Raw genomic sequence first — 12,678 nt, forward strand, 5'->3', positions numbered from 1 at the left:
TTATTTGCTTTGTCTTAAATATTGATACACCGTTTCTCTGCTAATCCCAAATTCTTTTGCAAGCTGTGATTTGTTTTCACCATCATTGGCTCTGGAGGCCAATAAACTAATATCATCATCTGACAAAGCTTTTTTTCTACCTTTATATACCCCTCTTTTTTTGGCCAGAGCAATGCCTTCTCTTTGTCGCTCTCGAATCAGTGACCTCTCAAATTCAGCAAAAGCCCCCATGATTGATAGCATTAATTTTGACATGGGTGAATCTTCGCCATCAAATGAAAGGTTTTCTTTTACAAACTGAACGCAAACGCCTTTATCTGTTAACAATTGGACAACCCTAAGTAAGTCATTTAAGTTTCGGGCTAACCGATCCATGGAGTGAATAATGATGATGTCACCAGTTCTGGCAAACAGCAATAATTCCTCAAGTTGATTTCGGTTGGTATCTTTACCAGAGGCTTTATCTGTAAACTTTCGATCTAAGTTAATGCCCTCTAATTGCCGTTCAGTATTTTGGTCAAGCGTGCTGACTCTTATGTAACCTAGTTTTTGTCCTTTCATTTCAATTTATTATCGTTGTGTCAGGTTAGAGTCTAAGAGCTTCCTTTGAAACTGTCAATGTTTTTAAAATACCACCTTAAACTGGCACTTTCCCTATAGGTAGCCTGACGTCCAGTTAGGATGTACTTTAAATTTACAATTTCTATTTGATTTGCTTGTACATACAGAATCATTCTTTTTTAAAGATAAGAAAATATAGATTAAAACACCATTGTGGAATACAATAATGATGACCGACTGTCGGTCATTTAAAATATTGAGGTAGATATGCCAATAATAGTGGACAAAGACAACAAACGCAGAAAAATTGCTATTGCATGCACGGAATTGTTATTAGAAAAAGGATTAAAAGATTTAAGAATTAGTGAAATAGCAAAAACAGCAGGTATTGGTAAGGGAACTGTTTATGATTATTTTACAAATAAAGAAGATGTAGTATTTGAAATTATCAGAAACATTATTCAAGAACACCAAGATAATTTAAATGAGCGAAGCAATGAGAATACCACCACAAGGGAAAAGGTTTATTACTTATTTGATTTTTACTTATGTGAATTTAAAGAATATAAACAGCATCTAGAGGTTTATAAAGAATACATTGCAGCTACTTTAAGTACAGATGATAAAAGCATGATTGAATTTAATAGGGAATGTACAACTTTTATCCACCAAATGCTAACTAAAATAATATTTGATGGTATCTCTAAAGGCGAAATTAAAGCTGTTGCTGAAAATCTAATAACTGGAATCATGGTATCTGAACGTGGTTTTATGCTAATGGATTGGTCAGAAAACATAATAAATAAGAAAGTATTCAAGGTGTACTTAAACACTATATTTGATTTAATTGAGATAAAAGATGAAAAAAATAGTATTACTTTTTAGCTTGGCATTTAGTTTCAATACGAATGCGAAAGAAGTGTATGCGACCTTTACTGTTTACGCACAGAAAAGTGCTAAATTGGCTTTTAACTACACTGGAGTTGTTAAAGAAATTAATGTAGACATCATGAGTGTTGTGAAAAAGGGTGATGTTCTTGCTACTTTGATAAGTGATGATTTAATCGCGACAAATAATGCGACTAAAGTTAATTTGAAATATGCAAAATCTGAGCTGGAAAGATACCAGGATTTATATAATAAAAAATTAATTGATAAGTCACAATTAGATAAGTATAAGCAAGCTTATGAATCAATTAACGCGCAGATTGAAATAGAAAAAACAATATATGATAAAACAATTCTGCGTGCTCCTTTTGATGGTGTGATATCTCAAAGAATGATTGAATCTGGTGACGTTGTAAGTGGCCAAACGCTAAAAACAGCTTATCAGATTCAAAGTCAACATGACAGAATGTTGGTGGTGCAGTTCGACCAAATGTACAACACACAAGTAAAAATTGGAGATGTTTTTAAATATAAACTTGATGGTGATAATCGTCAATATGAAGGAACTATATACAGAATCTATCCCGAAGTTAATATGGAAAATCGGAAAATTGCAGCCCAGGTGTTGGCTAAAGATTTGAAAGTTGGCTTGTTTGGTGAAGGATATATTTTTACAGACAGCTCTCTTACAGAGACAACAGTATTAGAGTGAAACTATGTATAAGTTTGCAATAAATAGACCGATAACTATTTTAATGGCAGTAATGGCATTAATCATCTTTGGTTTAAAATCATATACAACCATGCCTTTAGCACTTTTTCCTAATGTCGACTTTCCAATTGTTACTATCGAAACAGTTTATCCAGGAGCTGATGCTAAAACCATTGAATCAAAAATCACCGACAAAATTGAAGAGGCTGTTTCAGGTATTAATGGCATTGATAAGCTCAATTCAACAAGCTATGAAAGTTTGAGTTATGTCATTGTGCAATTTGATTTAGATCGAGATATCAATGAAGCGGCTAACGATGTGCGTGATAAAATTGGGGCTGTAATATTACCAGTTACTGCCGAATCACCTATTGTGCAAAAAATCAGTACAGCAGGTGAAGCTATAAGCTTGTTTGTTATTAACAAAAAAGAAGACTATTCAGCTTTAATGCAAATGGTTGATGAAAAGATAAAACCACGCTTGCAGCGCATTAAAAATGTTGGTGATGTGGATATTGACGGTTATCAAGACCGTGAAATACGAATTATGGTTAGCCCTTATCTACTCAGTAAATACAAAATTTCAGCCTCAGAATTACAAGATAAAATTAGCCAAGAAAATTACAAAGCAAGTACAGGAAAAAGCATCAATGAAACGCAAGAACTTATCATTAAATTTCAAGGAGATACAAAAAGTGTAGAGGCATTAGGAAATATTGAGATAAGACCTGGCATACATCTCAAAGATTTGGCAACAGTGAGTGATGGGCTCAGTGATGTTGAGAGCTTCGCCTCCTATAAAGGTAAGAAGGGAGTCATGCTTAACCTCATTAAAATTTCAGGCACAAACGTAATTGGCATAATTGACGGAGCCAAGAAAATTTTACCTGAACTAAAAGAATTGGCTGGCGAAGATTATGAATTAATTTTGATTAAGGACCAATCTGATAAAATTCTGCATAGCGTTGACCAAGTAAAATTTGATTTAATCTTCGGTGCCATATTATCTATTGTCATTGTATTCTTGTTTTTAAGAAACTTTACAGCAACAATTGTTTCAGCTTTGGCAATTCCTACCTCAATTATTGGTACTTTTGCAATTATTGATTATATGGGCTATGACTTGAATAAATTAACTTTAATCGGTTTAACTTTGGCTATCGGAATATTTATAGACGATGCCATAGTGGTGATTGAAAATATCAGTAAAAAGATGGAATCCGGCATGGAGGCTTTTAAAGCCACTTATGAAGGTGTACATGAAATAGCCTTTTCTTTATTGGCAATATCAGCCATGTTATTAGCAGTATTTATACCTGTGGCATTCATGAGTGGTTTGGTAGGAAAGTTTTTTAATGCTTTTGCCATGACTGTCGCCTCTGGAATAGTATTGTCTTATTTAGTAGCCATAATGCTTATTCCAACAATTGGTGCCAGAGTATTGCGTCATAAAGAAACCAAGTTTCATGCCAAAACAGAACCCATTCTTAAAGCCTTGGATAACGGATATGTGAAAATATTAAAACCATTAATTCGATTTAAATATTTTACAGTACTAATCACTTTTGGCTTATTGATTTTATCTAGTCAAATATTTACCAATGTTGGGATGGATTTTGTTCCTACAGAGGATAATAGTGAATTTCAAATCACTGCAAAAGCTGAGGTTGGTACTTCAATCGAAGCCATGAAATTAAAAATGCAACCGATTATCAATGCAGTTAAGTCAGATGATATGGTGGACTATTATGCCTTGAGTATTGGCTATACAGCAGCAAATGAATCACACAAAGCTTTAGTTTATGTAAAGCTTAAGCCCATTGAAGATCGTCCAATTGGGCAAATAGAAATCACAGAAAACTACCGTGATAAATTTGCCTCAATAAAAAACATGAAAGTTGCAGTTGAAAAAATACCACCTATAAATACTGGGTCAAGCAACGCCCCATTACAAATTGTCATCACGGGTGATAGCTTGGATAAGCTCAAAGACATTTCAAGCAAGGTTACCAAAATGTTAGGAGAGTTTGAAGGAGCCGTTGATGTAGATAGTGATTATCAAGATGGTAAGCCAGAGATTAGTATTACATTATTACGACACAATACTTCAAGACTTGGAATAACTGCATTAGAAATTGCATCATTGTTAAATTCAAACTATTCAAGTGACCGAGAAATTAGCACCTTTGAACAAAATGGCAGGGAGTATGATATAACTTTGCGCTTTGATGATAATAGTCGTGCCAATATTAACAACATTAAAAAGCTACAAGTTCGAGCGGCCAATGGAGAATTTGTATTTCTTGATGGATTGATTAAATTCGAAGAAAGCGCATCAATTGCTTCGGTTAATCGATATGATCGAGAAAGAAAAGTTATGGTGAGTAGCAACGTATCTAATGTTCCTTTAAACGCCTTGGTCAACCAAGTCGATGAAAACATATTGGAATTATTGCCAAAAGGATACCACTACACCTATGCTGGAGATGTTGAAAGAATGCAAGAAACAGCTGTTTCATTTGGAGCCGCAGTTGGTTTAGCAGTGATACTTATTTATCTTATTTTAGCAGCATTGTATGAATCATTAATTCAACCTATCATTATTATGGTGACCATGCCTTTGGCATTTACTGGTGTGATAACAGCACTGGGGCTTAGCGGTAATAATTTCTCCTTATTTGTTATGATTGGGATTATTCTATTGCTTGGGATGGTCGGTAAAAATGCCATTTTGGTGGTTGATTTCGCCAATCGAGCAATAAAACAAGGCGAATCGGTTGATAATGCCCTTATTCAAGCTGGGGAAAAAAGATTAAGACCAATATTAATGACAACATTTGCCATGGTTGGCGCCATGATGCCTTTGGCATTTGGAAGTGGAGCTGGTCATGAAATGAATTCACCCATGGCATTATCTGTAATTGGTGGTTTAATCAGTTCAACAATATTAGCTTTGTTGGTAGTCCCAGCATTTTACAAAATTCTTTATCCTGTAGATCGTTGGTTAAGAAAATGGTACGAAGTGGGTAAGATTTAAGAATAATACTATGTTAAATCAAAACAAAAAAGAATTAGTAAAGTTTATCGAAAAGAGTATTCCTATCCATAATTTTCTGAGTTTAAAAGTTCTTGAGTTGGAAGATGGGTATGTAAAAGTCAGTGTTCCTTATCGCAAAGAAGTCGTAGGTGATATTAGGTTGAACAGATGGCATGGAGGCATTATTGCTACGATTATGGATTCAGTTGGGGGTATAACTGGATGGACTCACTTCACTTCAAATAATGACAAACTTGCAACCATAGACATTCGTGTGGATTATCTAAAAGCAGCTCAAGCATCAACAATTATTGTTTCAGGAGAGATTGTTAGGTTGGGAAATAGAATTATGGTTACCAAGATGAAAGCTTATCAAAATGAAGCCCTTATTTCTGAGGGTAAGGCTGTATATAGTTTTATTAGAGAAAGTATGGATAAATAGCGTTTAGAAAGACATTAATTAATAACTGGCCAGACCCTGTAAATAACTCTGCCAATATTCAAAATATACAATTATGGGGGTTCTTCCGCTTAACCCCTATCAAATAACAGAAAGGGTAATTTATGGTAACAGTGTTTCTGATTTTTCAATTCCTTGGACTCATCAGTTCTGTTAATGCCATCCTCAAAGCACGGACCGCTCAAGGTGCCATCGCTTGGGTTGTCAGTTTGAATACCTTTTCTATTCTTGCCGTGCCTGCATACTGGATATTTGGCCACAGTAAATTTGAAGGCTATGTTGAAGCACACCGCAGTAGTTTAATCAATGTCAGGAAAGAGTTTGAAAATGTTGGCCACGCTTTAGAACCGTTTATTGAAGAACCTGAACAAAATTTTCCTGCTTATGAGGCCATTAAAACACTGGCAGAGTTTCCGTTTTTAGGTGGTAACGGGGTGGATTTGTTGGTTGATGGTGAAGCCACTTTTGACAGTATTTACCAAGGTATTGTTGAAGCCGAAAACTATGTTTTGTTTCAATTTTATATCCTCCGTGCCGATGACATTGGCAATAAATTCAAATCCCTGATGTTTCAAAAAGCCGATGAAGGTGTCACCATTTATATTTTGTATGATGAATATGGAAGTTCGGATTTGCCTTCAAGCTGGATTGCTGAATTACAAAAAAGACAAATACAAGTGCTGCCATTCAATACCCGAGATGGCATGAAAAACCCTTTTCAAATCAATTTCAGGAACCACAGGAAAATTGTTGTTGTTGACGGTCATTCAACATGGGTCGGCGGCTTGAATATTGGCGATGACTACCTTCATCAATACCCTAAACTTTCTCCTTGGAGGGACACACACCTAAAAATCAAAGGTCCAGCCACACTGAAAGCACAATATACTTTCCTTAATGATTGGTACTGGGCCAGTAAAACATTGTTATCTGATCTGAGCTGGGAACCTTTTAAGCCAGATGCCGCTGAAGCGCGTTTTCACGGTTTTGATAAAAAGGTTTTGTTGATTTCATCTGGACCTGCTGATGCACTTGAAACCTCAAGTTTGTTTTATACCCAGGCCATCAACTCTGCCCAAAAGCGAATCTGGATTGCCACACCCTATTTCATACCTGATGATGCCACCATGAATGCATTGCGGCTGGCCATTCTTAAAAAACTAGATGTCCGCATCATCACCCCCAAACTCAATGACAATTGGTTTGTCGACAATGCAGCCAAGGTTTATTTAAGCAAGCTGGCCAGCATGGGCGCGAAAATTTATACTTTTGAGGCTGGTTTTTTGCATCAAAAAGTGATGCTGATTGATGACAAAGCTGCGGTGGTGGGTACTGTGAATTTTGATAACCGTTCCTTCCGTCTTAATTTTGAAATCTCTGCTGTTGTAGCCGACCCAAAATTTGCAAAAAGTGTGGAAGACATGCTTTTGAATGACATTGGAAATTCAACAGATGTATCCAACTACCAATTGACTGAACAGAATATTTGGACGCGGTTGAAGGCACATGGTTGCGCTTTGATGTCACCATTACTTTAAAATAGATTCGATTAGCTTTTACTTATTTTAGCCTCAACTTCCTTGAATGGGTTGAGGCTAATTAATAAAGTTCAGCGTCACTCTGTTGTTTCACCCGAGTCATTGAATTGAGTTTTAATCATTGTTCTTATTCTATTAGCCGCCTTATCATCTTCAAGTGCTTCCAAGACTTCTAACAGGTGTTCTAACATCAGTTTATCTTCTATGCCATCAGCTGTGGCTAATTCAAGGTAATGACGGGCTTGTTTAAGGTTGCCAAGTCGATAATGTACCCAACCCATAGAGTCTAAAATAGCAACATTTTCTGGCGCCAATTCATGGGCTTTCTGAATTAACTTAAAAGCATCGTCTAGCTTGATGTTTCTTTCCGCCCATGAGTAACCCAAAGCGTTCAAAGCATCATAATGGTTGTCATCACTGGCAATAATGGTATGTAAATCTTTTTCCATGGCACTGAATTTGCCTTCAGATTCGTTCATCATGGCCCGGCTGTAGAGCAGTTCTTTGTTACCTTCAAATACATCAAGTGCTTGGTTTAAAGTTCTGATTCCAAGTTTTGGTTCTTCTAACAGGCGATGTGCATCGGCTTCGAATAAATACGCCAGAATGGCATGTTCCTCTATGCCGTTTTGCGCCTGCCTAAACATGATAATGGCACGGTCGTAATTTTCTTGATCCATCATGACGCGACCCATGATTAATTTTGCCTGACTGATTTTGTCGCCTTCCTTGACTGTAGATAACAGTTCCAAACTGTATTCTGGGTCATCTAGCCATGAAGCCAGTTCTCCAATTTCCAGTTTGGTTTGTTCATCCATGTCACTTGGGGTAGATATTGTTTTCAAGTGTTTAAATTGTTTTTCGGCCTCTGCTTTATTGTCATCACGTAAAGCCAATATGATGCTTTTATAAAGCAGTTTAGGATTGTCCTTGTATTTTTCTAGCAAAGCTTTGGCTTCTTTAGTTTTTCCTAAGTGATTCAATAAACTGGCATACTGTGAAATATAGATGTCTTTGCTGTCATCCTTTTCTAACAACCATTGGTAATCCTTTTCAGCCAGGTTGTGTTCTTTGAGCATCAAATACAATCGGGCTCGCCAAAAGACATAATCTTCATTATATTCAATATCAATGGCTTGATTAACTGTCTTCAATGCTTTTTCTAGTTCTTGAAGTTGTGTGTACACTTTGCTGAAGCCAAACAATTGTTGATCATTTTTTTTGATGCTTTTTAATTTGAGTGCTTTGTCAACCAATGGTAAAGCAAGGTCAGCAGGTAACGAAACCAGACCCATTCGAATATAGTCCCAGTGCTTTATTTCATCATCAGCCATGTCTATTGATTGAGACAAGCTGGTGGCGGCTTCACCAAAACTTTTGGCACGTAATTGTTCGACTGTTTGTCGCTGTAATTCAATCCAGTGTTCTTGGTTGTATTCAACAGGTTTTTTGTTTTGACATGCGATTAAAGTCAGGCAAAAACAAAATGTAATAATGTGTTTTATCATGATTGGCTCATTTGGGTTAATAACTCGGTTTGTGCTTCTTGCATCAATGGGTTAATGACTTGGTCTAAGTCACCATCAATTATTTCACCCAGTTTATATAACGTTAAATTGATTCTGTGGTCACTGATTCGACCTTGCGGGTAATTATAAGTTCGAATTCTTTGTGACCTATCGCCACTGCCTACTTGCAGTTTTCTGGCTTCAGATTGTTCAGACTTTATTTTTGCTTGCTCAGCATCAAGTATGCGTGCCGACAACAGTGACATGGCTTTGGCTTTATTTTTGTGCTGAGAGCGTTCATCTTGGCATTCGACAACGGTATTGGTTGGTATGTGAGTGATTCTGACCGCAGAGTCTGTGGTGTTTACATGCTGACCACCGGCGCCAGATGAACGGAAGGTATCAATTCGTAAATCACTTGGATTGATGTTAATTTCTTCAACGTTATTGACTTCAGGCAATACTGCCACAGTACAAGCAGATGTGTGGACCCTGCCCTGTGATTCTGTTTCTGGTACACGCTGAACACGATGAGCACCTGATTCAAACTTGAAACGTGAATAAGCACCATCACCTTCTATCAAGGCAATAATTTCTTTATACCCACCATGCTCTCCTTCATTCACTGATACGATGCTGACACGCCAACTTTGTTTCTCGGCATAGCGAGAATACATGCGAAATAAGTCTCCAGCAAAGATGGCAGCTTCATCACCACCGGTTCCCGCTCTGACTTCAAGGTAGATGTTTTTATCGTCATTAGGGTCTTTCGGGATCAATAAAATGCGCAGTTCTTCTTCCAATGTTTCAATTGAAGCAGACGCTGTCGACATGGATTCTTTTGCCAATTCTTTGAACTCTGGATCTTCTATCATTTCTTTGGCGTCGCTGAGTTCTTCTTGGGTTTCTAAGTATTTATTGAAATTGATAACGAGGGGTTCTATTTGAGCGTATTCTTTACTTAAATCACGGAATTTATTTTGGTCTGCCATAACTTCTGGCTGAGATAACAGCAACGCAATTTCTTCGTATCTGTCTTGGGCTATTTCTAATTTGCGTTGTATTTCTGGTGTCATTATTTTGTATTATTCATTGATAAATCAAACACTTCAGCCATCAACTTAATGTGATCTTCATTTCCAGACTCTATCACTTTACGTAAAGCTGTGATGCTGTGGTGGCTGTGTTTTTTACTCAGTTGGTGTGCCATGGTCTCAATTTTTTGTTGGTGATGTTGACTTAAATCTTTAGGCAAATGTTTGGCCAATAACTGTTCTTTGTCTGCTGTTACACGTTGTTGTAGTTGTTTAAGTAAATCATGGTGTCGTTGCCTTTTTTGCCACTGGGCAAACAATTCAGCTTCCGCATCGATGATGCGTTTAGCGCTTTCAACCATGCTTTCTCGTTTGTTCATGTTTTCAGTGATGACTTGCTGTAAATCATCCACAGTATACAAAAACACGTCATCCATAGATTTAATACTCGGTTCAATATCACGTGGTACCGATAAATCGATCATCACCATGGGTTTGTGCTTTCTTTGTTTGATTGCTTGCTCTGTTTGATTTCGGGTGACCAATGCCACAGGTGATGCGGTTGCAGTAAACACCAAGTCATTTTGGGGTAACAGTTGAGGCAGATCATTTAAACTGTGACTTTCTTTATCAAAAAATGAAGCCAGTTTTTCAGCTTTGCTGTGTGTTCTGTTTGCCACTGTGATTTTTTGGGCACCGTGATTGATCAAATACCGCATGATCAACTCGGCAGTTTCTCCCGCACCTATGATGAGCACGTTTTGTTGTGCTAAATCTCCAAAAATTTGGCGGCTTAGCTGTACCGAACAATGTGCCACCGACACGGGGTTCTTACCAATTTCTGTGTCAGAGCGTACAGCTTTGGCAGTTTTAAGTGCCATTTGATACAGTTGATGAAATTCACTGTTTTGTGTCACTGAATGAGATGATTCAAAGGCCCTTTTGACTTGACCTTGTATTTGAGTTTCACCTAATACCAATGAGTCTACGCCAGCGGTTACTGTAAATAAGTGTGCTGCACATGCCGCATCTAAATAGTGGTAAAAGGCTTTAGACGCTAAATCAATTGACAAGGCTTCTTTAGCGGTGTTTTGCCAGTTATTTAGTTTAACCAGCGACAAATAAAATTCAGTCCTGTTACAAGTACTGACGACAGCAGCAGCATCAATATTTGGGTGGTTACACAACTGTTCAATTGTGTTTTTGTATTCAGACTCAGCCACAGTGAAGCCTTCCCGCTCTGCGGTTGTGGCTGTTTTATGGTTGATACCGATGACACAAATGGGCATGGTGAATAATGTTTAGTGGTAACCCAAAGGCTACAATTGTACGCCAAGTTTCTTAACCAAGTTGACGATTCTGTCATGTAGTTCTTGAGGGTTGTCAGCCAAAATGGTTGAATGGCCAATTTTTCGGCCTTCTCTGGGTGCTTTGCCATACATGTGCCAAAACATTTGCTCTTCGTTGATGGCTCGAACATTTTCAGGAAATGCGCCAATCCAGTTCAACATGGCGGCCATTGAACCTGCTCTGAACATGCCTGTATCACCCAAAGGTAAACCCAGCCCAGCGCGTAAATGGTTTTCAAACTGTGATGTTTGTGAGCCTTCAATACTCCAGTGACCTGAATTATGAACCCGTGGAGCCATTTCGTTAACCATTACTGCATCTTCAGTTTGGAAAAACTCGACCACCAAGACACCAACATAGTTTAATGAGTCAGCTAATTTAGTGGCATATTCAACAGTTAACTGATCCAGTTCACTTTCTTTGGCTGGTACCATAGAAGTGGTTAAGATGCCGTTTTTGTGTTTATTTTCACATAAAGGCCAAGTTTTCACTTCGCCGTCTCGACCTCGAACCACCATTACCGATACTTCTCGTACAAATGGAATACGACGTTCTAATATCAATGGCACATCAAAAATATCATCAGGAATGTGACTGATAGATTCTGTGTCACTGATGCGGTATTGACCTTTACCGTCATAACCCATTTTACGTGTTTTTAATATGGCATCGTAATCAAATTTTTTGGCCGCAAACATCAATTCAGATCGACTGTTTATGACTTCGAATTCTGTAGTTGGAATACCATGAGCCAAACAAAAGGTTTTTTCATTATAACGGTCTTGAGCCACCTCTAATACATTTGGATCTGGAAAAACAGGTCTTTTTTTCTCAACAAAGCGTAAAGCATCAACAGGCACATTTTCAAAATCCAATGTAACCACATCTACTTTGTTACAAAATTCTTCTAAGGCCAGTTCATTGTGATAATCTGCCACCATCAATTCACCAACCTGCCCTGCACAAGCATCTTCAGTGGGATCAAAGAAGACGAACTCTAAGCCCAATGGGTAACCTGACAACGCCATCATACGTGCCAATTGGCCACCACCTAATATTCCGATCGTTGGATTTTTCATGCCGCTGGATTTGGGTTATCTAATACGTTTTGGGTTTGTTGCGCTCTGAATTTATCTACCTCAATGGCAATGGTCTCATCATGATTGGCTAAAATGGCAGCGGCCGATAAAGCAGCATTTTTAGCACCTGCATCACCAATACTCATGGTTAACACAGGTATGCCTGCTGGCATTTGAGCAATTGATAAAAGTGAATCCACGCCACTTAAAGTTCGAGATTTAATTGGCACACCTATCACTGGCAATCTGGTTTTAGCAGCAACCATACCTGGCAAATGAGCCGCACCACCGGCTGCTGCAATGATAACTTCAATTCCGCGTCCAGCTGCCGTTTCTGCATATTGAAACATCAAGTCAGGTGTTCTGTGTGCAGAGACTACTTTTTGTTCAAATGGCACCGCCAACTGATTCAATAATGCTGCACACTGTTCCATGGTGGCCCAATCTGACTTGGACCCCATGATCAATCCTACTTTGATGTTTTTGTTGTCTTGCTCACTCATGTTAGCAG

The 12,678-nt window shown here is 37.9% G+C and carries 11 protein-coding genes; 5 read left to right on the forward strand and 6 right to left on the reverse strand.

What is annotated here, in order from left to right:
- On the reverse strand, positions 1-561 hold the full coding sequence (locus FET73_RS13035) for a recombinase family protein (RefSeq protein WP_154224412.1): 561 nt from the start codon (positions 559-561) through the stop codon (positions 1-3).
- A gap of 267 nt (positions 562-828) precedes the next feature.
- Between FET73_RS13035 and FET73_RS13040 the strand changes: the two genes are divergently transcribed.
- The 5 genes from FET73_RS13040 (at position 829) to cls (ending at position 7,196) form a co-directional block, all read left to right on the forward strand.
- Entirely contained in the window at positions 829-1,446 is a 618-nt protein-coding gene (locus FET73_RS13040; protein WP_154224413.1) for a TetR/AcrR family transcriptional regulator, read from the forward strand.
- Positions 1,421-2,161 carry an efflux RND transporter periplasmic adaptor subunit gene (locus FET73_RS13045; RefSeq protein WP_154224414.1) on the forward strand — a complete coding sequence of 247 codons (741 nt, stop codon included), beginning with the start codon at positions 1,421-1,423 and terminating at the stop codon, positions 2,159-2,161. The genes FET73_RS13040 and FET73_RS13045 overlap by 26 nt, the downstream gene beginning before the upstream one ends.
- Positions 2,162-2,165: 4 nt before the next feature.
- Positions 2,166-5,198 carry an efflux RND transporter permease subunit gene (locus FET73_RS13050; RefSeq protein WP_154224415.1) on the forward strand — a complete coding sequence of 1,011 codons (3,033 nt, stop codon included), beginning with the start codon at positions 2,166-2,168 and terminating at the stop codon, positions 5,196-5,198.
- A 10-nt stretch (positions 5,199-5,208) separates the two neighbouring features.
- On the forward strand, positions 5,209-5,640 hold the full coding sequence (locus tag FET73_RS13055) for a hotdog fold thioesterase (RefSeq protein WP_154224416.1): 432 nt from the start codon (positions 5,209-5,211) through the stop codon (positions 5,638-5,640).
- Between the two features lie 122 nt (positions 5,641-5,762).
- Positions 5,763-7,196 (forward strand): cardiolipin synthase, encoded by a 1,434-nt coding sequence (gene cls, locus FET73_RS13060; RefSeq protein WP_154224417.1) that lies wholly within the window; start codon positions 5,763-5,765, stop codon positions 7,194-7,196.
- A 77-nt stretch (positions 7,197-7,273) separates the two neighbouring features.
- Here cls and FET73_RS13065 read toward each other — a convergent pair whose 3' ends face one another.
- From FET73_RS13065 to purE, 5 genes are read right to left on the reverse strand one after another with little or no spacing between them, the layout of a single operon-like run.
- The gene (locus tag FET73_RS13065; protein WP_154224418.1) at positions 7,274-8,704 is read right to left on the reverse strand and encodes a tetratricopeptide repeat protein; all 1,431 of its coding nucleotides are present in this window, start codon (positions 8,702-8,704) and stop codon (positions 7,274-7,276) included.
- Positions 8,701-9,780 carry a peptide chain release factor 1 gene (gene prfA, locus FET73_RS13070; RefSeq protein ID WP_154224419.1) on the reverse strand — a complete coding sequence of 360 codons (1,080 nt, stop codon included), beginning with the start codon at positions 9,778-9,780 and terminating at the stop codon, positions 8,701-8,703. Before prfA ends, FET73_RS13065 begins: the two co-directional genes overlap by 4 nt.
- A complete protein-coding gene (gene hemA / locus FET73_RS13075) occupies positions 9,780-11,027 on the reverse strand; it encodes a glutamyl-tRNA reductase (RefSeq protein WP_154224420.1) in 1,248 nt (415 codons plus the stop codon). Before hemA ends, prfA begins: the two co-directional genes overlap by 1 nt.
- 30 nt (positions 11,028-11,057) lie before the next feature.
- Entirely contained in the window at positions 11,058-12,167 is a 1,110-nt protein-coding gene (locus FET73_RS13080) for a 5-(carboxyamino)imidazole ribonucleotide synthase (RefSeq protein ID WP_154224421.1), read from the reverse strand.
- A complete protein-coding gene (gene purE / locus FET73_RS13085; protein ID WP_154224422.1) occupies positions 12,164-12,670 on the reverse strand; it encodes a 5-(carboxyamino)imidazole ribonucleotide mutase in 507 nt (168 codons plus the stop codon). The genes FET73_RS13080 and purE overlap by 4 nt, the downstream gene beginning before the upstream one ends.
- Between the last annotated feature and the right edge of the window lie 8 nt (positions 12,671-12,678).

It is taken from the genome of Marinicella rhabdoformis (genome assembly GCF_009671245.1).
In the GTDB taxonomy this organism is placed as follows: domain Bacteria; phylum Pseudomonadota; class Gammaproteobacteria; order Xanthomonadales; family Marinicellaceae; genus Marinicella; species Marinicella rhabdoformis.

Coding starts and splice junctions, on each gene's coding strand:
- FET73_RS13035 (WP_154224412.1), bottom strand. CDS start 561: ATGAAAGGACAAAAACTAGGTTACATAAGAGTCAGCACGCTTGACCAA.
- FET73_RS13040 (WP_154224413.1), top strand. CDS start 829: ATGCCAATAATAGTGGACAAAGACAACAAACGCAGAAAAATTGCTATT.
- FET73_RS13045 (WP_154224414.1), top strand. CDS start 1,421: ATGAAAAAAATAGTATTACTTTTTAGCTTGGCATTTAGTTTCAATACG.
- FET73_RS13050 (WP_154224415.1), top strand. CDS start 2,166: ATGTATAAGTTTGCAATAAATAGACCGATAACTATTTTAATGGCAGTA.
- FET73_RS13055 (WP_154224416.1), top strand. CDS start 5,209: ATGTTAAATCAAAACAAAAAAGAATTAGTAAAGTTTATCGAAAAGAGT.
- cls (WP_154224417.1), top strand. CDS start 5,763: ATGGTAACAGTGTTTCTGATTTTTCAATTCCTTGGACTCATCAGTTCT.
- FET73_RS13065 (WP_154224418.1), bottom strand. CDS start 8,704: ATGATAAAACACATTATTACATTTTGTTTTTGCCTGACTTTAATCGCA.
- prfA (WP_154224419.1), bottom strand. CDS start 9,780: ATGACACCAGAAATACAACGCAAATTAGAAATAGCCCAAGACAGATAC.
- hemA (WP_154224420.1), bottom strand. CDS start 11,027: ATGCCCATTTGTGTCATCGGTATCAACCATAAAACAGCCACAACCGCA.
- FET73_RS13080 (WP_154224421.1), bottom strand. CDS start 12,167: ATGAAAAATCCAACGATCGGAATATTAGGTGGTGGCCAATTGGCACGT.
- purE (WP_154224422.1), bottom strand. CDS start 12,670: ATGAGTGAGCAAGACAACAAAAACATCAAAGTAGGATTGATCATGGGG.